The following is a 25302-nucleotide window of genomic DNA, read 5'->3' as shown; positions in this document are numbered from 1 at the left end:
CCGCCGGTCCTACCCTGGCAGCGTGACAGTGATCGCGACCCAGTCGCTGACCAAGACGTACGGCAATCGGGTGACCGCGCTGTCCGACCTGACGGTCAACGTCGAGCCGGGCATCGTCGGTCTGGTCGGAGCCAACGGGGCCGGCAAGTCGACCTTTATCAAGATCATGCTCGGCCTGCTGGAACCGACCGGCGGACAGGCCCGGGTGCTCGGCCTCGACCCGACCCTCGACGGGCACCAGGTGCGGGCCCGGGTCGGCTACATGCCGGAGCACGACTGCCTGCCACCCGACCTGTCGGCCGCGGAATTCGTCACGCACATGGGACGGATGAGCGGGCTGCCCAAGACGACCGCCCGGGAGCGTGCCTCCGAGACGCTGCGGCACGTCGGCCTCTACGAGGAGCGGTACCGCCAGGTCGGCGGCTACTCCACCGGCATGAAACAGCGGGTCAAGCTGGCCCAGGCGCTGGTGCACGACCCGGACCTGCTGCTGCTCGACGAGCCGACGAACGGACTGGACCCGGCCGGCCGGGACGCCATGCTCGCCCTGATCGAGCGGATCGGCACCGAGTTCGGCATCTCGGTGCTGGTCTGCTCGCACCTGCTCGGCGAGGTCGAGCGGATCTGCGACGCGCTTGTCGCGATCGAGGGCGGCAAACTGCTCCGGTCGGCGCAGCTCTCCGATATGACCGCGGTGACCGAGGTGCTCTCGGTCGAGGTGAGCGAGGGCACCGACGAGCTGGCCGCCCGGCTCGCCGCCGCCGGCCTGCCGGTCCGGCGGGACGGCCGGCAACTGCTGGTACCCCTGCTCGACACCGAAGCCGGCCCGGCGGGCGTGCCAGCCGGCGCACCGGCCGCGGAGTCGGCCCTCGACCGGACCTACGACCTGATCCTGACCGCGGTCGCCGAGCTGGACCTGCCGCTGCACCGGCTCGACCAGCGGCGGCACCGGGTCGTCGAACTCTTCGCCACCGATCCGGCCCGGGTGCCCGCACCGGTCGCCGCCGGCACGTCCCTGGAGGGCGCCCGATGACCACCCTCGACGCTGCCCGGCCGGACCGACCGGCCGGGGTCATCCACGACATCGGCTACCAGCGCTACGACGGCCCCCGGCTGGGCCGGCGCTACCTGGTCGGCTCGCTCTACCTGCACAGCCTGCGTACCGCCTTCGGGCTCGGGCGCACCTTCAAGGCGAAGATCTTCCCGTGGTTGATCGTCGGGGTGGTCGGGGTGGTCGCCGCGGTGCTGACCGCCGTACGCGCCCAGACCGGCAGCCTCGCGCTGAGCTACGCCGAGTTCCCCGAGACGCTCAGCGTGCTGATCATCTTCTTCTGCGCCATCGTGGCGCCGGAACTCGCGTCGAGGGACCTGCACAGCGGGGTGCTGCCGCTCTACTTCGCCCGACCGCTGCACCGGGCCGACTACGCGCTTGTCAAACTCGCCGCACTGGTCTCGGCGACGTTCCTGACCGTCGGCGTGCCGCTGACGGTGATGTTCGCCGGCTCCGCGTTCATGGTCGACGGCTTCGGCGCGGTCTGGGACGAGTTCACCGACTTCCTGCCGGCGCTCGGCTACGTCGCCGTGCACGCGGTCGTCTACTCGGCGCTGGCGCTGCTGGTCGCCTCCCTGCTCCGCCGCCGGGCCGTCGCCGCCGGGGCGATCGTCGGGGCGTTCCTGCTCACCACCCCGGTCGTCGGGGTGCTGGCGGTGCTGCCGTACAAGGCGGCCAACCAGCTCGCCGGACTGGCCAGCCCGGTCACCATGGTCGGCGGGATCGGGGACTGGATGTTCGAGCCGAGCGGCGACCTCGACGTCGGCCCGTACGGCCCGCTCTACGCCCTGGTCGCCGTCGGGTTCGTCGTCGTCGGGATCCTGCTGCTGCTCGCCCGTTACCGGAAGGTCGCCGCGAAATGAGTGAACTGGAACTGGCCGGCGTCTCCCGCTGGTACGGCAACGTGGTGGCGGTCAACGACGTGTCGATGAGCCTCGGCGCGGGGGTCACCGGGCTGCTCGGGCCGAACGGTGCCGGCAAGACCACCGTGCTGCACATGATGGCCGGCTTCCTGGCCCCTTCCAAGGGCACGGTGACGCTCGACGGCGAGCCCACCTGGGGCAACCCGGAGGTCTACCGGCGGCTCGGCCTGGTCACCGAGCGGGAGTCGGTCTACGACTTCCTCAGCGCGTACGAGTTCGCGCTGGCCAGCGCCAAGCTGCACGGGCTGCCGCAGCCGGCGGAGGCGGCCCGGCGGGCGATCGAGCTGGTCGAGTTGACCGAGGCGCAGGACCGCCGGATCGGCACGTACTCCAAGGGCATGCGGCAGCGGGCCCGGGTCGCCGCCGCGCTGGTGCACGACCCGCAGGTGCTGCTGCTCGACGAGCCGTTCAACGGGATGGACCCGAGACAGCGGCTGCACATGATGGAGCTGCTGCACTCGCTCGGCGAGCAGGGCCGGACGATCCTGTTCAGCTCGCACATCCTGGAGGAGGTCGAGCAGGTCTCCGGGACCGTGCAGGTGATCGTCTCCGGCCGGCTGGCCGCCTCCGGCGACTTCCGGACGATCCGCCGGCTGATGACCAACCGGCCGCACGTCTTCGCGGTGCAGTCCAGCGACGACCGGCGGCTGGCGGTGCAGCTGATCGGCCAGCCGTCGGTGAACGGGGTGGACGTGACCCGGGACGGCCTGACCGTCCGGGCCGGCGACTACGGAAGCTTCACCCGGGCCCTGCCGAGGATCGCGCTGGCCTCCGGCATCCGGGTACGCCGGCTGCTGCCCTCGGACGAGTCCCTGGAGAGCGTGTTCTCCTACCTGGTGGAGGCGTGACCGTAATGTCGACTGTTTCCTGGATCACCGCGCGGGGGCTCTTCGGCCGGCGCCGGTTCCTGCTGCTCTTCCCGCTGCCGGTGCTGCTGGTCGGGCTCGCCGTCCTGGCCCGGTCGGCCGGCGTCGACGCCGCCCAGTGGGGCCAGCCGGTGGTGTACGGGCTCGGGCTCGGCGTGCTGCTGCCGGTCACCGCGCTTATCGTCGGCACGGGTGTGCTCGGCTCCGAGATCGACGACGGCACGCTGCTGCACATCCTGACCAAGCCGCTGCCCCGGTGGCAGATCGTGGTGCCGAAACTGGCCGTGGCGACCGGGGTCACCGCGCTCACCGTCGCCGTGCCGCTCTACGTCGCCGGGGTGCTCGCCGACTCGGTCCGCTTCGGGCTCGGGCTGGCCGCCGCGAGCGCGGTGGGTGCGCTGGCGTACTCGGCGTTCTTCCTGGCGTTGAGCCTGCTGACCCGGCGCCCGGTGCTGCTCGGTCTGGTCTACGTGCTGATCTGGGAGGGCCTGCTGACGAACGTCGTCAGCGGCACCCGGGTGCTGTCGGTGCAGCAGTACGTGGTGACGCTCACCGACCGGATCGCCCCGAGCGTGCTGTTGGACGCTTCGGTGTCGCTGCCGGTGGCGATCGTGATGAGCGTGCTCTTCACCGTCGGCTTCACGGGGCTGGCGATCCGTCGGCTGCGCACCTTCAGTGTGGCCGGCGAGACGAGCTGACCGGCGCGGCGGCCGTGGGCCTGGTCCGGCCCACGGTCACCCACGGCCGCCCGCGAGTCAGGCGAGCCCGAAGTACCTGGCGATTCCCCGGGCGTGTCCGACGGCGAGTGCCTGCCGGAAGTCCGCGCGGGCGAGCAGGGCGGCGTCGGCGGCCCGGTCGATGAAGAGGTTCTCGGTGAGTACCGCCGACATCGCGGTCTCCCGGAGGACCTGGAAGTTCGCCGTCTTCTGGCCCCGGTCGGTGACCGAGCCGACGGTGCGGGCGCTGCTCAGTACGGCCGCGTGCACGTCGTCCTGGAGCCGCAGGGTCGCCGCGCTGGTGACCGGGTAGATGTAGCTCTCGAAACCGGTGCCGCCACCGGCGTTGATGTGGATGCTCGCGAAGATGTTGGCGCCCCAGGTTGGGTGGACGACGCCGATCCGGGGCCGATAATTTTCACTGGCCGCCGCGATGGCATAAATTTTCGACATCAGATCGCATCGATTCAAGACCCCCGGGGGCGGCCGGGGACCCCCACGGTCCCCGGCCGACCACCCCGGCTACCCCTCCTCGGTCAACGGCTGCTCGCCCGGCAGCGGCGCGCGCCCGAAGACGATCCGGGCGTACGACCGGAAGTCCAGCGGGATCCGCACGCCGACCGAGCAGTTGCCGTTGGCGGTGCAGTTGCCGGGTGACTCGATGGTCTCGACCTCCGCGTCGGGACCGGTCTCCATGAAGACCACCCGGCCGACCCGCTCGGCCGGCACCGGCGCGACGGTGATCTCGATGTCGAGACCGTGCTTCTCCAGCTCCGCCTGGTAGCGGGCGGGGTCGGCGGTCGGGTCCACGATCGTCACGACGATGTGGTCGGTCTCCGGGACGATCGAGAGCGCGCGCCCGACCGGCCGCAGCGACGGGGCGGGGCTCGGCTGCCCGCCGGGCGTGCCGCTGGCCGCTCCGCTCGGGGCGACCTGGGCCGGGCCGGGGTCGGCGGGCCCGGACGGCAGGTTGACGGCGACCACGGCGGCCAGCGCGCCCAGAGCGGCCAGGGTCGGCACCGCGAAGGCGAGCCGGCGGCGGCCGAACCAGGACGTCGGGCGGCTCGCCCCACCGGCCGGTGCCGGCCCGGTGATGTCGACGCCCGTGGTGCTGGCCGTGGTCCTGGCCATGGTCGTGATCGTGTTCAGCAGTTCCTCGGCGGCCGGCCCGTCCGGTCGCCTGGTCTGCTCGGCGAGGCGGTGTTCTGGGGCGAGCAGCCGGACCAGCCGGTCCTGCTCGTCGTGGTCCGTCATGGTGTTCTCCCCGGTCATCTCGTCAGCGAGGGCTGGCGCAGCGCGACGGCGAACCGTCGCCGGGCCCGGTGCAGCCGGATTCGGGCGGCGTTCGTCGAGCAGTCGAGGACGACGGCCAACTCGTCGGCGGCCAGCCCCTCCCAGGCGACCAGCCGGAGCAGTTCCCGGTCCGCCTCGGACAGCGACCGGAACGCCCGGCCGATGTCGTCGGGCACCTCCGGTTGGACCACCTCGGCGGCGGCGAGTTCCTGGCGCAGCCGCGCCGCCAGGTCGGCCCGGCGCCGGACCGACCGGTGGTGGTTCGCCAGCACGTTGCGGGCCACCCCGAACAGCCAGAGCCGGGCCCGCTCCGCCGGGATCTCGTCGATCCGCCGCCAGGCGACCAGGAAGGTGTCCGCCACCACGTCGGCGGCGGCCTCCGGGCGGTCACACCGGCGCAGCGCGAAGGTGAGCAGGTCTTGGTAACAGGCCCGGTAGAGGGTCTCGAACCGGGCGGTGGCGTCGTGCGGGTCGTCCTCCGGCGGCGGGACGGGTGCGGCGCGGGCCAAGGCAGCTCCTTCGGACAGGTCCGGTGCCGGGCGGAGATGCCCGACAACCAGAACGTGTCCGCGTGCGGCCCGCTGTTTCGCTCTGATCCCGTTCCGCGGGCCCGCAGTGCCGCTCTGATCCCGTTCGGCGGGCCCGCAGTGCCGTGCCGGGCGGGGTCAGCCGGTGTTGCGCATCCCGGCGGCGATGCCGTTGACGGTGGTCAGCAGCGCGCGCTCCAGCGCCGTACCCTCGCCGGGAGCGCGCCGGCCGCCGGGCGCGGTGGCCACGGCCCGCCCGGCGGCACCCGAGTCGCGGTACTGCCGCAGCAGCGCCACCTGGAGGTGGTGCAGCGGCTCCAGGTAGGTGTCCCGGACGGCGAGGGTGCGTTGCAGCACCGGCGAGTTCTCCAGCAGGGCCGGCGAGGCGGTGATCGCCAGCACCTCCTGCTTGGTCAGCTCGTACTCCGCCTCGATCAGGTGGAAGATCGGGTGCAGCGGCTCCGGCACCAGGGTCTCGACGTACCGGCGGGCGATGGTCAGGTCGGTCTTGGTCAGCATCATCTCGACGTTCGACAGGAACGTGCCGAAGAAGTGCCAGGCCCGGTGCATCTCGGCCAGTACGTCGCCCATCCCGGCCTCCCGGGCGGCGGCCAGCCCCGTCCCGACGCCGAACCAGCCGGGCACGATCTGCCGGGTCTGGGTCCAGCCGAACACCCACGGGATGGCGCGCAGCCCGGCCAGCCCGGCCCCGGTGTTCGGCCGCTTCGCCGGCCGGGAGCCGATGTTCAGCGCGCCGAGCAGCTCGGTCGGGGTGGAGGCCCAGAAGTAGGCCGGCAGGTCCGGGTTCTCCACCAGCGAGCGGTAGCGCCGGTAGGCGGCACCGGAGACCACGTCCATCGTGGCGTCCCAGCGGTCCAGCGCCTCGGCCGGCTGCCGGGGGGTGGTGTGCAGCAGGGTGCTCTGCAACACCGCCGCCAGGGTCAGCTCCAGGTTCTCCCGGGCCAGCGAGGGCAGCGTGTACTTGTCGGAGATGACCTCACCCTGCTCGGTCACCTTGATCTCGCCGTCCAGCGTGCCGTACGGCTGGGCGAGGATCGCCTCGTGGGTGGGGCCGCCGCCCCGGCCGACCGTGCCGCCCCGGCCGTGGAAGAGCCGCAGCCGTACGTTGTGCCGGGCGGCCACGTCCCGCAGTGCCCGCTGGGCCCGGTGGATGGACCACTGCGACGTGGTGATCCCGGCCTCCTTGTTGGAGTCGGAGTAGCCGAGCATCACCTCCTGCACGTCGCCCCGGGCCGCCACGATCGCCCGGTACGCCGGCAGCGACAGCATCTCGTCGAGCAGTTCGCCCCCGGCGTCCAGCTCGGCCGGGGTCTCCAGCAGCGGCACGAAGCCGACCCGGGCCCGTCCGGTGTGCACGTCCACCAGCCCGGCCTCCCGGGCCAGCACCACGGCGGCGAGTACGTCGTCGACGCCGAGCGTCATCGAGGTGATGTACGACTCGATCACCTCGACGCCGAACCGCTCCTGCACCTCGCGGATGGTGTGGAAGACGTCGAAGGTCTTCCGGGCCGCCTCGGTCAGCGGGGTGTCCATGGTGGAGAGCGGCCGGCGTCCGGACAGCTCCTCGGCGAGCAGCTTGGTCCGCTCGGTCCGACTCAGCGCCGCATAGTCCGGCACCTCGCCGACCTGCGCGTAAAGCTGGGAGAGCGCCACGTGGTGCGCCTCGGCGTGCTCCCGGATGTCCATGGTCGCCAGGTGCGGCCCGAAGGCGGCGACGGTGCGGATCGCCGAGGCGAGCCGGCCGACGGCGGTGAGCTGGCCGGAGTTGCGGGCCAGCGAGGCGCGCATCAGCTCCAGGTCGGCGAGCAGGTCGGCGGAGCCCCGGTAGTCCCGCCCCGGCACGTGCGCGGTGCCCTGGTTGAGCCGGCGCCGGGTGTTGGCCAGCTTGGCGCGTACGCACCGGGCCTTGAGCCGGTACGGCTCCTCGGCGTTGACCCGGCGGAACCTGGGGGCCACCTCGGGGAGCGCGTCGAGGTCCTTGGCGAGGCTGGCGGAGAGGTCGAGGCTGACCCCGCGCAGCCGGCGGGAGACCGAGATCTCGTTGATCAGCGCCTCCATCGCCGCCTCGGTCGCCTGGATGCCGTGCTCGTACTGGATCAGCAGCACGTCCCGGGTGACCTGCGGGGTGACGAAGGGGTTGCCGTCCCGGTCGCCGCCGATCCAGGTGCCGAAGCTGAGCGGCCGGGCGGTCGGCGCGGTCTCCACGCCGAGCCCGCGCAGCGTGTCGGCGAGGTCGTCGAGGACCTGCGGGGCCGCCTCGGCGTAGAGGTCGCGCAGGTAGTAGATGGCGTTGCGGGCCTCGTCGGTCGGGTCGGGCCGGTCCAGCCGCAGCTCGTCGGTCTGCCAGAGCAGGTCGAGCAGTTCGGCGAGGCGCCGGCTGGCCGGGCCCTCGTCGCTGGCGCCGTAGAGGATCGCGGCGGCGGCCTCGGCGTCGAGTTCGTCGGCGACGGCGCGCAGCTTGGACAGGATCGACCGGCGGGCCGCCTCGGTCGGGTGCGCGGTGAAGACCGGCCGGACGGAGAGCCGGCGGGCGACCGAGGCGATCTCCTCGGGCGCCACCCCGCGCTCCCGGATCAGCCGGGCGGCCTGGTCCAGCCAGCCGCCGTGCGCGGCCCGCTGCCGGCGCAGCTCGCGGGAGCGGTGCACCTGCTCGGTGATGTTGGCCAGGTGGAAGTAGGTGGAGAAGGCGCGGGCCAGCTTGGTGCCGGTGGTGACGTCCATCGCGCCGAGCCGCTGGGCGGCGGCCTCCGCGTCGTGCCGGACCAGCGCCCGGACCTCCTCGACCAGGTCGAGCAGGGGCGGACCCTCCTGGCGGGCGAGGGTCTGGCCGAGAAGCTTGCCGAGCCGGCGGATGTCTGCTCGCAGTGCGGCGTCGGGCCCGTCGTGGTCATGCTGGTCGGTCACCGTGCGCTCCTTGATCGAGTACGGAGGACAGCGTTGTCCGACACAGTGGATGTTATCGGCGGCTGCTCCCGGAACGCTAACGAGACTCGTGCCGGAGCAGATGGGTACCGGTACGGATCGGGTCGATTCGGCAGCCGCGAAACGTGCGTTATGTCGAGTTGTGTCGAGTTCCGGGCGCTCGAGACGGATGATCGTTAGTTTGCTCACCCCGCTGGCTGGCTTGCCGCTGGCTGGCTTGCCGCTGGCTGGCTTGCCCGGTCGCCTGGCCTGGCCCGGTCGCCTCGGTGCGCAGACTGTCGAGCTGCCCCGTCTGTGCGCCCGCCGGCTGGCTGCCCGGTCCGGGCGCCCGCTGGCTGGTTCCGGTCCGGGTAGACGCTGGTGCCCCGTCTGTGCGCCCAGCTCGACAGTCTGCGTCCGGGGCATTGCGCTGCCGGCCCGGCCCGGCCCGGCCCGGGCGGTGCGGTGCGGTGCCGGGTCCGCGCCAGGGCGTGTCGCGGGCACGCGGCCGGTTCGAGGTGCGGTGGATGCCGTCGAACAGCAGGCGCGTGCCGGCCGTCGCCGGGAGTTCGTCGGAGTCAGGGGATAGTCTTGACGACGGCGTTGAGGAGGGGCCCTTCCGGCACGGCAACGCCCCGGGTCCTGCCTCACCCCGCACCCCCCGCCCGCTCCGGGCGTGGGGCACTTTCGGCGTGCCCGTCCGCAAGGTTGTGATCTTGGTGCTCACCGGTCTGCTCACCGCCGCGCTTCGCGACCCCGCCCTGGCCCGGGCCCGCTCGTTGGCCGGCGCCGGGGGTGCCGAGGCCGACGGCCTCGACCTGACCGCCCCGCCCGCGCTGCGGCCGTTCCTGGTCGCCGCCGTGGCGGCCGGCGAGCAGGCCGGCGGGGCCGGGCGGCCCGTGCTCGCCGTCACCGCCACCACCCGGGAGGCCGACGACCTGGCCGCCGCGCTGGGCAGCCTGCTCCCGCCCGAGCAGGTCGTCGTCTATCCGGCCTGGGAGACCCTGCCGCACGAGCGGCTCTCGCCCCGCTCCGACACCGTCGGCCGGCGACTCGGCGTACTGCGCCGGCTGGCCCACCCCGACCTGTCCGAGCACGCCGGTCCGGTCCGGGTGGTGGTCGCCCCGGTCCGCTCGGTGTTGCAGCCGCAGCTCAAGGGCCTCGGCGACCTGGAGCCGGTCCGGCTCGCCCCCGGTGGCGAGGCGGGGCTGGAGCAGACCGCCCGGCGCCTCACCGACCTGGCGTACGCCCGGGTCGACCTGGTCACCAAGCGCGGCGAGTACGCCGTCCGGGGCGGCATCCTGGACGTCTTCCCGCCGACCGACGAGCACCCCTCCCGGGTCGAGTTCTGGGGCGACGACGTCGAGGAGATCCGCACCTTCGCCGTCGCCGACCAGCGGACCATCGAGGCGGTACCCGCGCTCTGGGCGCCGCCCTGCCGGGAGCTGCTGCTCACCGAGCCGGTCCGGCAGCGGGCCGCCGAGCTGGCCGCCGAGCACCCGGAGCTGGCCGAGATCCTGGACAAGCTCGCCGAGGGGATCCCGGTCGAGGGGATGGAGTCGCTGGCCCCGGCCCTGGTCGGCGCCGACTCGCTCGAGCTGCTGCTGCACTGCATGCCGGCCGGCAGCCACGTACTGCTTTGCGACCCGGAGCGGATCCGGACCCGGGCGCACGACCTGGTGCGTACCTCGGCGGAGTTCCTGGAGGCCAGTTGGGCGGCGGCCGCCGTCGGCGGCCAGGCCCCGGTGGACCTCGGCGCCGCCGCCTTCCGGACCCTGGCCGAGGTACGCGGCACCGCCGCCGCCCTCGGCCAGCCCTGGTGGTCGGCCTCCCCGTTCGGGCTGGCGGAGGCCGCTCCCGGACCGGCCGCCATGCCCGAGCCGTGGGCGGTGGAGCCGGAACCCGAGGTGACCGTGGTGCCGGACACCGGCGAGGCGCTGGCCCTGGCCGCCCAGCCGGTGCCGCTCTACCACGGCGAGACCGCCCGGGTGGTCGACGACCTCAAGCGCTGGGTCGGCGAGGGCTGGGCGGTGGCACTGGTCTTCGAGGGGCACGGGCCGGCCCAGCGCGCCGTCGAGGTGCTCCGGGACGCCGGCCTCGGCGCCGCGCTCACCGAGAGCGTGCCGGCACCGCCCGGTGCCGGCGAGCTGCTGGTCACCTGCGGTTCGCTCAACCACGGCTTCCTGGACGGCGCGTCCCGGATCGCGGTGGTGACCGGCAACGACATCACCGGCGGCCGGGGCGCGTCGACCCGGGACATGCGCAAGATGCCGAGCCGGCGGCGCAACACCATCGACCCGCTGGAGCTGCGGGCCGGCGACCACGTGGTGCACGAGCAGCACGGCATCGGCCGGTACGTCGAGCTGGTGCAGCGCACCGTCAACGGCGCCGACCGGGAGTACCTGGTCATCGAGTACGCGGCCAGCAAGCGCGGCCAGCCCGGCGACCGGCTCTTCGTCCCGACCGACCAGCTCGACCAGCTCTCCCGGTATGTCGGCGGGGAGAACCCGGCCCTGCACAAGATGGGCGGCGCCGAGTGGCAGAAGGCAAAGGCGCGGGCCCGCAAGGCGGTCCGGGAGATCGCCGCCCAGCTCGTCCAGCTCTACGCCGCCCGCAAGGCGTCCAAGGGGCACGCGTTCGCCCCGGACACCCCGTGGCAGCGGGAGCTGGAGGACGCCTTCCCATACACCGAGACGCCGGACCAGCTCGCGGCGATCGAGGAGGTGAAGCGGGACATGGAGCAGTCGGTCCCGATGGACCGGCTGATCTGCGGCGACGTCGGCTACGGCAAGACCGAGATCGCGGTGCGGGCCGCGTTCAAGGCGGTGCAGGACGGCAAGCAGGTGGCCGTGCTGGTCCCGACCACCCTGCTGGCGCAGCAGCACTACAACACCTTCGCCGAGCGGATGGGGCAGTTCCCGGTCTCGATCAAGCAGTTGTCCCGGTTCCAGACACCGAAGGAGGCCGAGGGGACCCTGGCCGCCGCCGCCGATGGCACCGCCGACATCGTGATCGGCACCCACCGGCTGCTCCAGGCGGCGACCCGGTTCAAGTCGCTCGGCATGGTGGTGGTGGACGAGGAGCAGCGCTTCGGGGTGGAGCACAAGGAGCACCTGAAGACGCTCCGGACCGCCGTGGACGTGTTGACCATGTCGGCGACCCCGATCCCGCGGACCCTGGAGATGGCGATCACCGGCATCCGGGAGATGTCGACGATCGCCACCCCGCCGGAGGAGCGGCACCCGGTGCTCACCTTCGTCGGGGCGTACGACGACAAGCAGGTCGCCGCGGCGATCCACCGCGAACTGCTCCGCGACGGCCAGGTCTTCTACCTGCACAACCGGGTCGAGTCGATCGACCGGGCGGCCCGCCGGATCCGGGAGCTGGTGCCGGAGGCCCGGGTCGCGGTCGCGCACGGCCAGATGGGCGAGGACGCCCTGGAGAAGGTGATGGTCGGCTTCTGGGAGAAGGAGTTCGACGTCCTGGTCTGCACCACGATCGTCGAGTCCGGCATCGACATCCCGAACGCCAACACGCTGATCGTGGAGCGGGCCGACCTGCTCGGCCTGGCCCAGCTGCACCAGATCCGGGGCCGGGTCGGCCGGGGCCGGGAGCGGGCGTACTCGTACTTCCTCTATCCGCCGGAGAAGCCGCTGACCGAGCACGCGCACGAGCGGCTGGCCACCATCGCCCAGCACACCGAGCTGGGCGCCGGGATGTACGTGGCGATGAAGGACCTGGAGATCCGGGGCGCCGGCAACCTGCTCGGCGGCGAGCAGTCCGGGCACATCGAGGGGGTCGGCTTCGACCTCTATGTCCGGATGGTCGGCGAGGCGGTGCAGGCGTTCAAGGGCGAGCGGCCGGAGGAGGACGACATCAAGGTCGACCTGCCGGTCGACGCGCACCTGCCGCACGACTACATCGGGGTGGAGCGGCTGCGCCTGGAGATGTACCGCAAGCTCGCCGAGGCCCGGGACGCGTCTCGGCTGGCCGAGGTGGTCGCCGAGATGACCGACCGGTACGGCGAGCCGCCGGAGCAGGTCGGCAACCTGGTGGCGGTGGCCCGGTTCCGGCTGCTGGCCCGGGCGTACGGGCTGAGCGACGTCTCGGTGCAGGGCCGGCACGTCCGGTTCTCCCCGCTGCCGCTGCCGGACTCGAAGCAGCTGCGGCTCAAGCGCTACCACCCGGACGCGGTCTACAAGCCGGCGACCGACCAGGTGAGCGTGCCGCGCCCGACGACCCGCCGGATCGGCGGCGAGCCGCTGCGCGACCAGGCACTGCTGGACTGGTGTGCCCAACTCCTCCAAGATGTGCTGGGTGACCCCGTGCCGTCGGGGCGCGGCGGTGCGTGAGAGAGTGTCGAGCATGCAGCGTGCCCGTCGTCTGGCGTCGATCGCGGTCATCGCCGTGCTCGGCAGCACCGTCCTGTCCGCCTGCCGGTCCGACTCCAACGTCGCCGTCTACCTCGGGGATAAGAAGATCACCGAGGACGAGGTGACCTCGGTGCTGGACGACGTCCGGAGCAAGGCCTCGCCGGCCGCCGAGCCGGCCGCGATCGAGCAGGCCGGCGCCACGCCGGCGCCGGACGCGCCCGAGCCGAAGACGCCGAGCCGGGCCGAGGTGGTCGGCACGCTCGTGATGCGGGAGGTCTGCCTCAAGCTCGCCGCCGACAAGGGCTTCAAGCCGTCCGAGCAGGCCCCGGTCGAGCGGGTCGCCGAGGCGACCGGCCTGCCGGCGAACTCCCGCTACGTGCAGCTCTTCTCCGAGCTGGACGCCTGCCGGGCCGGCATCCCGGTGACCCAGCCGGTCGCGCCGACCAAGGAGGAGCTGCTGGACGTGGTGACCCGGGGCCGGGCCGCCGGGGTGATCCCGCCGGACGCCAAGGACGGCGAGGCCGGGCAGCAGCTCGACGGTGACGTGCTGCGCCGGGCGCTGGCCATGCGCAACGTGCTGACCGAGGCGCTGGAGAGCACCGACGTCACGGTCAACCCGCGTTACCGGCCGCTGGAGTACCCGGTGCTGACCTTCTCGGACAGCAGCCCGGCGCTTGTCGTGCCGATCGGCCCCGCCGGCTCCGACACCGTGATCGACGCCCGCTGACCGGGGAACTGCCCGGCCCGGCCGGCCGGATCGTACTGCTGGTCACCTCGCCCCGGCTGCCGGCCGGGCTGCTGACCGCGCCCGCCTGGGACGTCGTACGCGACCATCCGGTGCTGGCCGGCGCGGGAAGTGAACTGGCCACGGCGGTACGCGCGGCCGGTGCCGAGGTGCGGCTCACCTCGACCCCGGTGGCCGATCTGCTGGCCACGGTCGCCGAGCACGGTACGGCGGTCTGGCTGGCCGGTCCGGCCGGCGACGAGGACCTGGCCCGCGAGCTGGGGCTGCGACTGGCCCGCCAACCCGGGCTGGCCGAGTTGGAGCTGATGTACGGCTCCTGGGATCCGCCCGGCGCCCGGCTGCTGGACGCGGTCGAGGTGATGGACCGGCTCGCATCACCCGGCGGTGACCCGTGGAAGCGGGCCCAGACCCACGCCTCCCTGGCGCGGTACCTGCTGGAGGAGTGCTACGAGGCGTACGACGCGATCGTCGCCGACGACCTCGGCGCGCTCCGCGAGGAGCTTGGCGACGTGCTGTTGCAGGTGGTGCTGCACGCCCGGCTGGCGGAGAACCTGCCCGAGGGCGAGCGGTGGTCGATCGACGACGTCGCCGGTGGGCTGGTGGCGAAGATGGTGCGGCGCAACCCGCACGTCTTCGCCGGCACCGAGGTCGCCGGCATCGACGAGATCGTGGACAACTGGGAGCGGATCAAGCAGGCCGAGAAGCCCCGGGACTCGCTACTCGACGGCGTCGCGTTCTCCCAGCCGGCGTTGGCGCTGGCGGCGAAGGTGCTGCACCGGGTCGCCCGGTCCGGGCTCGCCGTGCCGCCGCCGGAGCCGGCTGCCGGTGCGGACGAGACGGCCAGGCTGGGTGCGAGCCTGCTGGCGACGGTGGCAGGTGCCCAGGCAGCCGGGCTGGACGCCGAGGCGGCGTTGCGCCGGGCGATCCTGGACTACGCAGCGGCGGTCCGGGCGGCGGAGCGTGCCGACAGCGAGCCGGGCGGCTGACGGGAGCCGGGCGGTTGACAGCGAGCCGGGCGGTTGACAGCGGAGGAGATCTCAGCTCTCCCGGCGGGCCCTGCGCCGGACCCGCAGCGTCGTTCCTGCTGCGGTGCCGGCGAGCAGCAGTGCGGTGAAGCCGAGCGCGATCGGGCCGGGTCCCAGGCTGTCCAGCCAGCCGGTGATCGTGGTCTGCACGGTGGCGGCGGTGTCGACGACGGGGTCGGCGTCGACCGCACCCCGGAAGACCCGGATCTCGTACCAGCCGTACCAGGCGACGTAGCCGCCGGCCAGCACCAGCAGCCCGCCGGCGACCCGGCCGACCACCGGTGCCGCCCGGCGCAGACGACGGACCAGCGAGACCTTGGCCAGCGCCACCGCCAGCGCGGCCAGCCCGACCACCAGGGCCATGCCGGCGGCGTACGCGAGGAAGAGACCGATCCCGGCGCCGATCGAGTCGGTGCGGAACCCCGCCACCACCACGGCGAGGAACGGGCCGACGGTGCAACCCAGGGACGCGATGGCGTAGGAGGCGCCGAAGAGTGCCATGGAACCGAACCGGCGGGTCAGCTCCGGGCTCGCACCGACCTTGGGAACGGCGCTGGGCAACTCGCGACCGGCCAGCAGCCAGGCGCCGAACCCGACGAGGGCCAGGCCGACCACGATGCCCACCCAGGGCAGGTGCTGGGCGAGCAGGCCGGCCACCGGCGCGGCGAGCAGACCGAACGCGCCGAAGACCGCGACGAAGCCGGTGGTCATCGCCAGGGTCGACCAGAGCGCCCGGCCGATCGCCCGGGACCGGCCGGCGTCGTCGTCGGCCAGTACCAGGAACGACAGGTACGCGGGCAGCAACGCGAACCCGCACGGGTTGACCGCGGCCAGCAGCCCGGCGGCGAGGGCCAGGGCGTACGGGGCGTCGAGCACCGGGCCGGTCACCCGGCCAGTGTGGCGACCCGCTCGCGCAGCGCGCCCGGGGTCAGGGTCCCCTTGTACGCGACCTTGCCGGCGGCGTCGAGCAGTACGTAGTACTCCTGACTGGTGACGCCGAACCGCCGCCAGACCTCGCCCTTGTCGTCGGCGAGGTTGACGAAGCCGTCGATGCCCTGGCCGGTGACGAACTCGCGCATGGCGTCCTCGCCGCTGTCCAGGCCGGCGACGCCGACCACGTGTACCCGGTCGGCGTGGCTCTGCCGCAGCCTCGCGACATCGTCGGCGGCGGCCCGGCAGCGGGGACACCAGGCTGCCCAGAACCAGAGCACGACCGGCCGGCCGTGCAGGGTGGCGGCGTCGAACTGCTCACCGGTCACCGTGGCGGCGGTGAACCGCAGCGTCTCCGGCACGGCGCCGGTGGTCGCCGGTGTACCCGTCCCGGCCGGTGCCGGAGTGGAACTCGGCGACGCGGCCGGCGTCGTGCTGCCGCCCGTCCCGGCTCCCGTCCCGGCGTCCGTCGCGCAGCCCGCCAGGGCGAGCGTGCCGGCGACGAGGAGGGCTCCCGCCCGACCTGCCCCTGTCATCCGACCTCCAAGTGCTTCCGTCAGGTGCAGGCAAATCTATCCACAGTGGGGACGGTGCGATTCTTACCGGCTGCTTACGTCTGCCCGTGCTGTGCCGGTCAGCCCTTCGGGCGGAGCATGTCGACCCGGGCCACCGCCTGGTCGATCCGCTGCTCGGTGAGCCGGCCCGAGCGGACCAGCCCGACGACGTTGTCCAGGGTCTGCCCGACGACGTTCGGGTCGTACTCCTGCTGGTTGCCGAAGACCAGCAGGTCGACGCCGGCCGTCAGGGCCAGCGCCACCGCCTCGTCCCGGCCGAACCGGCTGGTGACCGCCACGGCCTGGATGTCGTCGCTGACCACCGGGCCGCGCCAGCCGAGCCGGTCGTGCAGCAGGTCGGTGACGACCGCCCGGGACAGCGAGGCGGGCCGGTCCGGGTCGAGCTTCCGGTGAAGTACGTGCCCGACCAGGATCGAGTCGGTGGCCCCGTTGGCGATCAGTTTCCGGAACGGTTCGAGTTCGGTCTCCCGCCAGGAGTCGGTGACGTCGACGGCGGTGAAGTCGGTGTTCCCGGTCGCGCTGCCGAGGCCCGGGAAGTGCTTGAGCGAGGTGCGGATCCCGGCGGCCCGGTGCACCCGTACCTCCTCGGTCGCGTTCCGGACCACCACGTCCGGGTTGGCCGAGAAGCTGCGTTCGAGCGCACCGACGGCCGGGCCGTCCGGGCGCAGGTTCAGGTCGACCACCGGGGCGTAGTTGAGGTTCGCCCCGATCGAGGTGAGGCTGCGGGTCAGTCCTTCGGCCCAGGCCCGGGTGGTCGGGATCGAGTCGGCCCGGCCGATCTCGGCCTCGGAGCGGCTGGCCGGGAAGCCGTTGCCGGGGTTGAGCCGGGCGACCCGGCCGCCCTCCTGGTCGATCGTGACGAGCAGCCGGCCGCGCGAGGCCTGTTTGAGTGCCTTCACCAGCGCGGTCACCTGGCCGGGCGAGCTGATGTTGCGTACCGCGTCGGTCTTGATGTCGCGGTCGAAGAGAATGACGCCGCCGAGACCTTCCCGGATCGCCTTGACGACCCAGTCGGCCTCGGACGCCTGCTGGCCCCGGAAGCCGACCACCAGCAGGCTGGCGATCTTGCGGCGGAGCGCGGTCTCGTCCCGCCGGCCCGGACCGGGCCGCCGGGACGGGGTGGCGGCGATCCGGGCCGGCGTCTCGGCACCGCCGCAGCCGGCGGCGGCCACCACCGTGGCCGAACCGAGGCCGGCGAGCAGTCGTCGGCGGCTGAGGCGAGGACCCTTCACCCGACCCACGCTACGGTCGGTCACCGCCCCCGCGCCGGACAATGCCGGTACCGCCCACGCCCACGCCGCTCCCGACCACCCCCGTGTCGTCCGCGCCCACGCCGGTGCCGCTCGCGGCGGAGGTTCCACGTTCGCGGTGACGGTCGCGGTCACGGCGGTCGCGGTCGCGGTGGCGGCGGCCGGCGGTCATGCCGACGGCGATGCCGGCCGCCGCGACCAGCACCCCGGCGCTCTGCCCGAGGTCCGGCGGCCGGCCGGCCTGGACCGCCGCGGTGAGCAGGGTGGCGATCGGCATCAGCCCGACGAGTACCCCGGCCCGGTCCACCCCGAGCGCGCGCAACCCGGTGAACCAGGCGAGGAAGGCGACCACCGTCATCATCGCCGCCAGGTAGCCGAACGCGGCGGTCTCGGCCTGGGTGGGCAGCCGCCACCGGGCCGGTTCACCCGCGAGGACTGCCGCGACCAGCAGCAGCGGTACGGCCAGCCCACAGCTGTACGCCGCGACGCGTACCGGCCCGAGCCGGGGGAGTACGACGGCGGCCAGCAGCGAGAACGCGATCTCGCCGCCGAACGCGCCGAGCGAGGCGACGATGCCCACCGCGTCGGCCCGGCCGCTGCCCTGCACCAGTACGGTGCCCGCGACGACGATCCCGGCCGCCCCGACCAGCCGCAGCGCCGGTCGCCGGCCGGCGGTGAGCGGGCCGAGCAGGGCGAGTCCGAGCGGTGCGGCGCCGATGAAGGTGCCGACCACCGCCGGGTCGGCGTGTGGCAGCGCGACCAGGATGCAGGCGTTGAACCCGGCCATCCCGGTCAGCGCGAGGGTGGTGAGCACGACCAGTTCCCGCCGGTTCGGCCGGCCGGGCGGGGGCGTGCCGCCGGCCAGCAGTCCGGGAAAGCGGCGGAGCAGCCCGAAGAGTACGGCGGCGGCGAGCGCGTACCGGGCCGCCTGGCCGGTCAGGTGCGGATAGTCGAGGACGAGTTGGCTGATCGAGACGGAGCTGCCGACCAGCACCATCCCGCTGACGCAGAGCAGCACCGCGGCCGGGTTCGAGATCTTCACCAGACCGACGTTAGGGGGCGTTTGGTCCATGTGACAGAGCCAAACAACAGCGTTTCGACAGGGCCATTGGCGAGTGCGTGGTCGTCGGAGCGGTGCGTACCGGCCCTCGGCGCGCGGACTGGTCGTCTAGGTTTGCCCCATGCCGCCTTTCGTCCCGCTCGCCGAACGGATCGTCGACGCCCTGCTGGCCAGCGACCCCGAGCTGGCCTCCTCGGTCGGCGACCACCGGTTCGACGACCGGTTGCCGGACCCTTCCGCCGAGGCGGTCGCCGGCCGGGTGGCGATGCTGCGGGACGCCGCACACGCGCTCTCCGAGGTGGACGCCGAGGAGCTGGACATACCGGAACGGGTGGACCACGAGGTGCTCACCGCACTCGTGGACCGGGGGATCTTCGAGCTGACCGAGGTGCGGGCGTACGAGTGGAACCCCCTGGCGCACAACCCCGGGTCGCTGCTGCACGCGCTCCTGGCCCGGCCGTTCGCCCCGGCCGAGGTGCGGCTGACCAGCCTGGCCGGGCGGCTGGCCGCCGTACCCGACGCGCTGGCCACGGCCCGGGCGGTGCTCCGCGACGTGCCCCGGATCCACGCCGAGACCGCCGTCGGGCAGTTCGAGGGGACGGCGGCGCTGGTCCGGGACCAGGTGCCGGCGCTGCTGGCCGAGGCGCCCGGGCTGCGGGACACGGTCGAGCCGGTCGCCCGGGAGGCGGTCCGCGAGCTGACCGGGTTCGCCGACCGGCTCCGGTCCGGGCTGCGCGACGACACCGTACCGGGCCGGGACCCCCGGCTGGGGCGCCGGCTCTGGGAGGCGCGGCTCTGGCACACCCTGGACACCCAACTCGGCGCCCGGCAGGTGCTCGACTCGGCCTGGACGAACCTGGAGCGGGTCACCGAGGAGATCCGCGCGGCAGCGGTCGAGCTGGTCGGCGGCCCGGCCACCGACGAGACGGTACGCCAGGCGCTGGGCCTGCTCGCCGACGAGCGCCCGGACAACTCCTCGGTGGTGCCGCTGGCCCGGACCACCCTCGGCGAGGTGCTCGACTTCGTCGCCGACACCGAACTGGTGTCGCTGGTCGACGACGCCTGTGTGATCAGGGAGATGCCGGAGCACGACCGGGGGGTCGCGGTCGCCTACTGCGACGCGCCGGGGCCGCTGGAACCGGCAGCCGTGCCGACGTACTACTGCATCGCGCCGACCCCGGCGGACTGGCCGGCGGCCCGGGTCGACTCGTTCTTCCGGGAGTACAACGACCACATGATCCGCAACCTGACGGTGCACGAGGCGGTGCCGGGGCACTTCCTCCAGCTCGCGCACGCCCGGCGCTACCGGGGCAGCAGCCGGGCCCGCGCGCTCGGCCACTCGGGCACCTTCGTCGAGGGCTGGGCGGTCTACGCCGAGGAGGCGATGGCGGCCCGGGGCTTCGGCGGCCTGGCGGTCCGCCTGCAACAGCTCAAGATGCAGCTCCGGATGACCATCAACGCCATCCTCGACCAGTTGACGCACTGCGAGGAGCTGACCGAGTCCGACGCGCTGGCGCTGATGACCGGGCGGGGCTTCCAGGAGGAGGGCGAGGCGGCCGGCAAGTGGCGGCGGGCCCAGCTCACCTCGACCCAGCTCTCCACCTATTTCGTCGGCTACCACCAGGTCGCCGGGATCGCCGCGCGCCGCCCCGACGGGGTGCCGGTGCGGCAGTGGCACGACGCGATGCTGGCGCACGGCTCGCCGGCACCACGCCACCTGCCCGCCCTGCTCGGCCTGGACGACGACGGGTACGGGCTGGCCTGAGAGCGGGCGAGCCCGGGCTCAGGCTCAGACGGGCGGCTGGCCGTCGGCGCGTCGGTCGATCAGTCCGGCACCGGCCGGCAGGTCGAAGGCGCCGGTCTGCACCGCGTCCCGGTAGCGGCTCAGCGCCACCTCCAGTTCGGTGCCGTCGACCGTGCCGGTGAAGCTGCCCAGTGCGCCCTCGCCGGTGATGCAGGCGTCGAAGGCGGCCGTCTCGGCGTCACTGAGCTGGTCGACCTCCACGCAGGTGGCGTGCCGTCCGGCCACCGTGGTGTCGTACTGCCGGATCGTCGCGTCCGGGTCCAGCGCGGCGGCGGTGAGCAGGCCGACCACCACCGGCGGGGTGACCAGGCCGCGTTTGCGCATGTCCGCGAAGACGGTGACCGACGGCTTGGCGTTCGGAGCGGGCGGCGCGGTGAGGGTGCAGGTCGGTTTCCTGCTGCTGGTGTCACAGGCCGTGGTCGCGTCGGCGGTGACGGTCAGCTTGCCGCCGGGATAGGTGTACGCGGCCCGCAACGGGTCCTGCGACTGCGAGATCGAGGCGTTCCGGCCACCGGGGAGCTGGTAGTCGGCCGAGTAGGTCAGCTCGGTCGACCGGTCCAGCCGGGCGGCCAGGTCGTTGACCAGGTCGGCCCGGCCGATCACCCGACCGGCGTCGTCGAGGGACTGACACCCCGAGACCACCAGTACGGAAATGAGCGCCCCCGCGAGTGCCCGGAGTGGGTTAGACACAACCGGCATGGCCCACAGCCTTCACGATCGGGTCAAGCGCGCGCAAACCGGTTCCCACGTACTGTGAAGGAGATCCGCAAATGTCTCCTCCGGCCGGCTCGGCCCGACGGCCGGGAGTCGGAGGCAACGCCCGGCGCCCCGGACCCGACCGATAGGCTGCCCTGCGGGAGCCTGCGCCGCACCGCCGCGACGGGGACGGACCGCCAGCGACTGTCGATGGATCGACTGTCGATGGATCGACTTCAATTCTTGAGGAGCAGGACAGTGGCCACCATCGAACAGATCGTCGCCCGGGAGATTCTCGACTCGCGCGGCAACCCGACCGTCGAGGTCGAGGTCGGGCTGGACGACGGTACGGTCGGCCGGGCCGCGGTGCCGTCCGGCGCGTCCACCGGGGCCTTCGAGGCGATCGAGCTGCGCGACGGCGACTCCGACCGCTACAACGGCAAGGGCGTGGAGAAGGCGGTCGCCAACATCGAGGAGCGGATCGTCGACCAGCTCGTCGGCTACGAGGCCAGCGAGCAGCGGCTGATCGACCAGAAGATGCTCGACATCGACGGCACCGACAGCAAGTCGGAGCTGGGCGCGAACGCCATCCTCGGGGTCTCGCTGGCGGTGGCCAAGGCCGCGGCGAGCAGCGCCGAGCTGAGCCTCTTCCGCTACCTGGGCGGCCCGCACGCGCACCTGCTGCCGGTGCCGATGATGAACATCCTCAACGGCGGCGCGCACGCCGACTCCAACGTCGACGTGCAGGAATTCATGATCGCCCCGATCGGCGCGCCCTCGTTCCGCGAGGCGCTGCGCTCGGGCGCCGAGGTCTACCACGCGCTCAAGTCGGTGCTGAAGAAGAAGGGCCTGAACACCGGCCTCGGCGACGAGGGCGGCTTCGCCCCCGACCTGCCGACCAACTCCACCGCGCTGGACCTGATCGGCGAGGCGGTCGAGAAGACCGGCTACCGGCTCGGCACCGACATCGTCTTCGCGCTCGACGTGGCCGCCACCGAGTTCTTCGCCGACGGGGTCTACACCTTCGAGGGCGGCAGCAAGACGGCGGACGAGATGACCGCCTACTACCACAAGCTGGCCGACGAGTACCCGATCGTCTCGATCGAGGACCCGCTCTCCGAGGACGACTGGTCCGGCTGGGCCGGGCTGACCGGTTCGCTCGGCGAGCGGATCCAGATCGTCGGCGACGACCTCTTCGTCACCAACCCGCAGCGGATCGCCCGGGGCATCGCCGAGCGGAGCGCGAACGCCGTACTCGTCAAGGTGAACCAGATCGGTTCGCTCACCGAGACGTTCGAGGCGGTCGACATGGCGCACCGGGCCGGCTTCAAGTGCATGATGAGCCACCGTTCCGGCGAGACCGAGGACACCACCATCGCCGACCTGGCCGTGGCGACCGGCTGCGGCCAGATCAAGACCGGTGCGCCGGCCCGCTCGGACCGGGTGGCGAAGTACAACCAGCTGCTCCGGATCGAGGAGGAGCTGGCCGACGCGGCGCGGTACGCCGGCACCGGCGCGTTCCCGCGTTACCGTTCGAACTGAGCGGCTTTCGGACTGAGAGGCTTTCGAACTGACCGGGTCAGCCTTCGGGGGAGGGGTGCGACGGCGATGACGCAACGCCGTACGCCGAGCGGGCAGGGCCCGGCTCGACGGCCGGATCGTGCTGGCCGGTCCGGGACGTCCCGGACCGACCGCCGCACGGGCCGGGAACCGGGCAACCGGGCCGAGCCGCGCCAGGGCCAGGCCCGCTCCGCCGGGACCACCCGGGCGACCGGGGCCACCCGGGCCGGCGGCACCGGCCGGGGCGGCGACGCCCGCTCGGGCAGCCGGCCCGCCGCCGCCCGCCGGCCCGTGGCCGCCCGAGCGGTGAAGCGGACGTACGCCCAGCACCCCCGGCGCTACACCGGCCGCGCGACGGTGCTCGTCGGCGTACTGGTGGCGTTGGCGCTCGCGTACACATACCCGGTCCGGGTCTATCTCGACCAGCAGTCCGACATCGCCCGGATCGAGGCGGCCCAGCAGGCGCAGCGGGAACTCATCGGCGACCTGACCGAGGAGGCGGCGCTCTGGGACGACCCGGAGTACGTCAAGATCCAGGCGAGGGAGCGGTTCTACATGGTGCTGCCCGGCGAGGTGCCGCTGGTGGTGCTCACCGACCGCAAGGGCGCCGACCGGGACGCCGGGGTCGACCCGAAGACGGCCGAGCAGCCCGCGAAGCCGTGGTACGACACCCTCTGGTCCAGCGTGCAGGCGGCCAACGAGCCGGACAAGGCCGGCCGGTGAGCGGTTCCGATTCGGCCGGCGTACCCGGTGCGGTGGACCGTGCCGGCGCGGAGCCGGCGGCGGCCGGCGTGCCGGCACCGGTGCGGGAGCCGGCAACCGGCGCGGACCTGGCGGCCGTCGCCGCCCAGCTCGGCCGGACCCCGCGCGGCACCCGGGCGGTGGCGCACCGCTGCCCGTGCGGCCAGCCCGACGTGGTGGAGACCACCCCGCGGCTCGCCGACGGCACCCCGTTCCCGACGCTGTTCTACCTGACCTGCCCGCGTGCGGTCGCCGGGTGCAGCCGGCTGGAGTCGGCCGGGCTGATGCGGCAGATGCAGGAGCGGCTGGCCGCCGACCCGGAGCTGGCCGAGCACTACCGGGCGGCGCACCGCGACTACCTGGCCCGGCGGGAGGCGATCGGCACCGTGCCGGAGATCGACGGCATCTCGGCCGGCGGCATGCCTGGCCGGGTGAAGTGCCTGCACGTGCACCTCGGGCACGCGCTGGCCGCCGGTCCCGGGGTCAACCCGTTCGGCGACGAGGTGCTGGAGCTGCTCGAACAGTGGTGGGCCGGCGGCCCGTGCGTCGAGCCGGCGCCCTCGGCCCGCTCGGCGGAGCCGGCCGGATGACCGACGCCGACCACGGAGCCGGCCGGATGACCGACGGCGATCGCGGGATCGGCGCGGTGCCGGTGCCGGCCGAGCTGGTGATCCGGCGGGCCCGGACCGCCGACGTACGCGGGATCCGCGACCTGATCGACACCTACAGCCCCGAGCGGCGGCTGCTCAGCAAGGCCACCGTCACGCTCTACGAGGACGTCCAGGAGTTCTGGGTCGCGGCCGACCCGGCCGACGACGGCACGGTGATCGGCTGTGGCGCCCTGCACGTGATGTGGGAGGACCTGGCCGAGATCCGGACCGTGGCGGTGCACCCGGCGTACCGGGGGCGGAAGATCGGCCAGCGGATCGTGGCGGAACTGCTGACCACCGCCCGGGAACTGGGCGTCGCCCGGGTCTTCGTGCTCACCTTCGAGACCCGGTTCTTCGCCAGCTTCGGGTTCGTGGAGATCGACGGCGCACCGGTGCCGCAGCCGGTCTTCGAGCAACTGCTCCGCTCGTACGACGAGGGCGTCGCCGAGTTCCTCGGGCTGGAACGGGTCAAGCCGAACACCCTCGGCAACGTCCGGATGCTGCTCCGGCTCTGAGCGACCTTCCGCCGCGACCCCGACGACCCTTCCGCCGCGACCCCGGCGACCTCCCGCCGCGACGACGACCGGTCGCCGCGACCCCGACGACGTAGGGTGAAGATCGTGAAGAACCGGGTGGCCGCGATCGACTGCGGCACGAACTCGATCCGGCTGCTCGTGGCCGACCTGCCGGACCCGTCCGCCGGGCCGGAAGCCGAGCTGGTCGACGTGGTCCGGCGGATGGAGATCGTCCGGCTCGGCCAGGACCTCGACCGGACCGGCCGGATCGCGCCGGAGGCGCTGGAGCGGACCTGCCGGGCCCTGCTCGGGTACGCCGAGTCGATCGAGTCGCTCGGCGTCTCCGACGTACGCATGTGTGCCACCTCCGCGTCCCGGGACGCCGCCAACGCCGACGAGTTCCGGGCGATGGTGGTGGACGCGATCGGTGTCGAGCCGGAGGTGGTGACCGGCGACGAGGAGGCCAGGCTCTCCTTCACCGGTGCGGTACGCGGACTCGGCCCCGACGTCCCGGCGCCCTACCTGGTGGTCGACATCGGCGGCGGTTCGACGGAGTTCGTCGCCGGCGGGCGGCCGGTCGGTGGCGGGGCGGCGACCGTGGACGCGGCGATCTCGGTGGACATCGGCTGTGTCCGGATGACGGAGCGGCACCTGCCCGGCGATCCGCCGACGCCGGAGCAGTTGGCGGCGGCCGAGGCGGACATCACGGCGGCGGTGGACCGGGCCCTTTCGGTGGTGCCGGGACGGGAGGCGGCCACCCTGATCGGGCTGGCCGGTTCGGTGACCACGGTCGCCGGGATCGCCCTGGGCCTGTCGGAGTACCGCCCGGACCGGATCCACCACTCCCGCATCCCGTACGCCGACGTGGCGAGGGTGACCGACGAACTGCTGGTCCGCTCGTCGGCGGAGCGGCTGACGATCCCGGTGATGCACCCCGGCCGGGCCGACGTGATCGTCGCCGGCGCCCTGGTCCTGAAGATCGTCATGGAGCGCACCGGCATGACCTCGGTGATCGCCAGCGAGCGCGACATCCTCGACGGCATCGCCTACAGCCTCACCCGCTGAGCAAGCCGCTGATTC

At 73.3% G+C, this 25302-nt stretch carries 22 protein-coding genes; 13 read left to right on the top strand and 9 right to left on the bottom strand.

Annotated elements, in window-relative coordinates; translation table 11 throughout:
• The first annotated feature begins 22 nt into the window (after positions 1–22).
• The 4 genes from O7626_RS28425 to O7626_RS28410 are packed head-to-tail and all read left to right on the top strand — an operon-like array spanning position 23 to position 3538.
• Positions 23–1033: an ABC transporter ATP-binding protein gene (locus tag O7626_RS28425; protein ID WP_278064139.1), complete on the top strand. Its 1011-nt coding sequence runs from the start codon at positions 23–25 to the stop codon at positions 1031–1033.
• Positions 1030–1914 carry an ABC transporter permease gene (locus tag O7626_RS28420; RefSeq protein ID WP_278064138.1) on the top strand — a complete coding sequence of 295 codons (885 nt, stop codon included), beginning with the start codon at positions 1030–1032 and terminating at the stop codon, positions 1912–1914. The genes O7626_RS28425 and O7626_RS28420 overlap by 4 nt, the downstream gene beginning before the upstream one ends.
• Positions 1911–2822: an ABC transporter ATP-binding protein gene (locus O7626_RS28415; protein ID WP_278064137.1), complete on the top strand. Its 912-nt coding sequence runs from the start codon at positions 1911–1913 to the stop codon at positions 2820–2822. The genes O7626_RS28420 and O7626_RS28415 overlap by 4 nt, the downstream gene beginning before the upstream one ends.
• Positions 2823–2827: 5 nt before the next feature.
• A complete protein-coding gene (locus O7626_RS28410) occupies positions 2828–3538 on the top strand; it encodes an ABC transporter permease (protein ID WP_278064136.1) in 711 nt (236 codons plus the stop codon).
• A 57-nt stretch (positions 3539–3595) separates the two neighbouring features.
• On the opposite strand, the gene O7626_RS28405 is transcribed toward O7626_RS28410, so the two are convergent.
• The 4 genes from O7626_RS28405 to ppc form a co-directional block, all read right to left on the bottom strand.
• Positions 3596–4009: an N-acetylmuramoyl-L-alanine amidase gene (locus O7626_RS28405; RefSeq protein ID WP_278064135.1), complete on the bottom strand. Its 414-nt coding sequence runs from the start codon at positions 4007–4009 to the stop codon at positions 3596–3598.
• Positions 4010–4078: 69 nt separating this feature from the next.
• Positions 4079–4810: a hypothetical protein gene (locus O7626_RS28400; protein ID WP_278064134.1), complete on the bottom strand. Its 732-nt coding sequence runs from the start codon at positions 4808–4810 to the stop codon at positions 4079–4081.
• A gap of 14 nt (positions 4811–4824) precedes the next feature.
• Positions 4825–5358 carry a sigma-70 family RNA polymerase sigma factor gene (locus tag O7626_RS28395; protein ID WP_278064133.1) on the bottom strand — a complete coding sequence of 178 codons (534 nt, stop codon included), beginning with the start codon at positions 5356–5358 and terminating at the stop codon, positions 4825–4827.
• Between the two features lie 156 nt (positions 5359–5514).
• Positions 5515–8301 (bottom strand): phosphoenolpyruvate carboxylase, encoded by a 2787-nt coding sequence (ppc, locus tag O7626_RS28390; RefSeq protein WP_278064132.1) that lies wholly within the window; start codon positions 8299–8301, stop codon positions 5515–5517.
• A 716-nt stretch (positions 8302–9017) separates the two neighbouring features.
• Between ppc and mfd the strand changes: the two genes are divergently transcribed.
• Genes mfd through O7626_RS28375 form a run of 3 tightly spaced genes read left to right on the top strand, consistent with a single transcriptional unit; the run spans position 9018 to position 14402 of the window.
• Positions 9018–12650, top strand: a complete 3633-nt coding sequence (gene mfd, locus O7626_RS28385; protein ID WP_278066352.1) for a transcription-repair coupling factor — start codon at positions 9018–9020, stop codon at positions 12648–12650.
• Positions 12651–12663: 13 nt separating this feature from the next.
• Entirely contained in the window at positions 12664–13398 is a 735-nt protein-coding gene (locus O7626_RS28380; protein WP_278064131.1) for a hypothetical protein, read from the top strand.
• Positions 13399–13406: 8 nt separating this feature from the next.
• Complete coding sequence (locus O7626_RS28375; RefSeq protein WP_278066351.1) at positions 13407–14402, top strand: nucleoside triphosphate pyrophosphohydrolase; 996 nt, start codon at positions 13407–13409, stop codon at positions 14400–14402.
• 51 nt (positions 14403–14453) lie between these two features.
• Here the strand turns inward: O7626_RS28375 and O7626_RS28370 are convergent, their stop codons facing one another.
• From O7626_RS28370 to O7626_RS28355, 4 genes are all read right to left on the bottom strand, one after another.
• The gene (locus O7626_RS28370; RefSeq protein WP_278066350.1) at positions 14454–15317 is read right to left on the bottom strand and encodes a cytochrome c biogenesis protein CcdA; all 864 of its coding nucleotides are present in this window, start codon (positions 15315–15317) and stop codon (positions 14454–14456) included.
• Between the two features lie 8 nt (positions 15318–15325).
• Positions 15326–15907, bottom strand: coding sequence for a redoxin family protein (locus O7626_RS28365; protein ID WP_278064130.1), 582 nt, complete (start codon positions 15905–15907; stop codon positions 15326–15328).
• Positions 15908–16005: 98 nt separating this feature from the next.
• Positions 16006–17178 carry a glycoside hydrolase family 3 N-terminal domain-containing protein gene (locus tag O7626_RS28360; protein ID WP_278064129.1) on the bottom strand — a complete coding sequence of 391 codons (1173 nt, stop codon included), beginning with the start codon at positions 17176–17178 and terminating at the stop codon, positions 16006–16008.
• Between the two features lie 10 nt (positions 17179–17188).
• Positions 17189–18238 carry a DMT family transporter gene (locus tag O7626_RS28355; RefSeq protein WP_278064128.1) on the bottom strand — a complete coding sequence of 350 codons (1050 nt, stop codon included), beginning with the start codon at positions 18236–18238 and terminating at the stop codon, positions 17189–17191.
• A gap of 139 nt (positions 18239–18377) precedes the next feature.
• Here O7626_RS28355 and O7626_RS28350 point away from each other — a divergent pair, with 139 nt between their 5' ends.
• The gene (locus O7626_RS28350) at positions 18378–20021 is read left to right on the top strand and encodes a DUF885 domain-containing protein (RefSeq protein ID WP_278064127.1); all 1644 of its coding nucleotides are present in this window, start codon (positions 18378–18380) and stop codon (positions 20019–20021) included.
• Between the two features lie 24 nt (positions 20022–20045).
• Here O7626_RS28350 and O7626_RS28345 read toward each other — a convergent pair whose 3' ends face one another.
• Positions 20046–20759 (bottom strand): hypothetical protein, encoded by a 714-nt coding sequence (locus O7626_RS28345; RefSeq protein WP_278064126.1) that lies wholly within the window; start codon positions 20757–20759, stop codon positions 20046–20048.
• A 255-nt stretch (positions 20760–21014) separates the two neighbouring features.
• Between O7626_RS28345 and eno the strand changes: the two genes are divergently transcribed.
• The 5 genes from eno (at position 21015) to O7626_RS28320 (ending at position 25287) form a co-directional block, all read left to right on the top strand.
• Positions 21015–22298 carry a phosphopyruvate hydratase gene (gene eno, locus O7626_RS28340; RefSeq protein ID WP_278064125.1) on the top strand — a complete coding sequence of 428 codons (1284 nt, stop codon included), beginning with the start codon at positions 21015–21017 and terminating at the stop codon, positions 22296–22298.
• A gap of 66 nt (positions 22299–22364) precedes the next feature.
• Positions 22365–23039 (top strand): septum formation initiator family protein, encoded by a 675-nt coding sequence (locus O7626_RS28335; RefSeq protein WP_278064124.1) that lies wholly within the window; start codon positions 22365–22367, stop codon positions 23037–23039.
• 32 nt (positions 23040–23071) lie between these two features.
• Positions 23072–23647 carry a DUF501 domain-containing protein gene (locus O7626_RS28330; protein ID WP_278066349.1) on the top strand — a complete coding sequence of 192 codons (576 nt, stop codon included), beginning with the start codon at positions 23072–23074 and terminating at the stop codon, positions 23645–23647.
• Between the two features lie 26 nt (positions 23648–23673).
• The gene (locus O7626_RS28325; RefSeq protein ID WP_278066348.1) at positions 23674–24222 is read left to right on the top strand and encodes an amino-acid N-acetyltransferase; all 549 of its coding nucleotides are present in this window, start codon (positions 23674–23676) and stop codon (positions 24220–24222) included.
• Between the two features lie 117 nt (positions 24223–24339).
• Complete coding sequence (locus O7626_RS28320; protein ID WP_278066347.1) at positions 24340–25287, top strand: Ppx/GppA phosphatase family protein; 948 nt, start codon at positions 24340–24342, stop codon at positions 25285–25287.
• The last annotated feature ends 15 nt before the right edge of the window (positions 25288–25302 follow it).

The organism is Micromonospora sp. WMMD1102 (assembly GCF_029626265.1).
Lineage (GTDB): Bacteria > Actinomycetota > Actinomycetes > Mycobacteriales > Micromonosporaceae > Plantactinospora.
This window is presented reverse-complemented; position numbering and strand designations above follow the sequence as displayed.

What these genes read in the sequence shown, in the direction of transcription:
- O7626_RS28420 (WP_278064138.1), top strand. Translation starts at nt 1,030, where the DNA reads ATGACCACCCTCGACGCTGCCCGGCCGGACCGACCGGCCGGGGTCATC.
- O7626_RS28415 (WP_278064137.1), top strand. Translation starts at nt 1,911, where the DNA reads ATGAGTGAACTGGAACTGGCCGGCGTCTCCCGCTGGTACGGCAACGTG.
- O7626_RS28410 (WP_278064136.1), top strand. Translation starts at nt 2,828, where the DNA reads ATGTCGACTGTTTCCTGGATCACCGCGCGGGGGCTCTTCGGCCGGCGC.
- O7626_RS28405 (WP_278064135.1), bottom strand. Translation starts at nt 4,009, where the DNA reads ATGTCGAAAATTTATGCCATCGCGGCGGCCAGTGAAAATTATCGGCCC.
- O7626_RS28400 (WP_278064134.1), bottom strand. Translation starts at nt 4,810, where the DNA reads ATGACGGACCACGACGAGCAGGACCGGCTGGTCCGGCTGCTCGCCCCA.
- O7626_RS28380 (WP_278064131.1), top strand. Translation starts at nt 12,664, where the DNA reads ATGCAGCGTGCCCGTCGTCTGGCGTCGATCGCGGTCATCGCCGTGCTC.
- O7626_RS28365 (WP_278064130.1), bottom strand. Translation starts at nt 15,907, where the DNA reads ATGACAGGGGCAGGTCGGGCGGGAGCCCTCCTCGTCGCCGGCACGCTC.
- O7626_RS28350 (WP_278064127.1), top strand. Translation starts at nt 18,378, where the DNA reads ATGCCGCCTTTCGTCCCGCTCGCCGAACGGATCGTCGACGCCCTGCTG.
- O7626_RS28345 (WP_278064126.1), bottom strand. Translation starts at nt 20,759, where the DNA reads ATGCCGGTTGTGTCTAACCCACTCCGGGCACTCGCGGGGGCGCTCATT.
- O7626_RS28335 (WP_278064124.1), top strand. Translation starts at nt 22,365, where the DNA reads ATGACGCAACGCCGTACGCCGAGCGGGCAGGGCCCGGCTCGACGGCCG.
- O7626_RS28325 (WP_278066348.1), top strand. Translation starts at nt 23,674, where the DNA reads ATGACCGACGGCGATCGCGGGATCGGCGCGGTGCCGGTGCCGGCCGAG.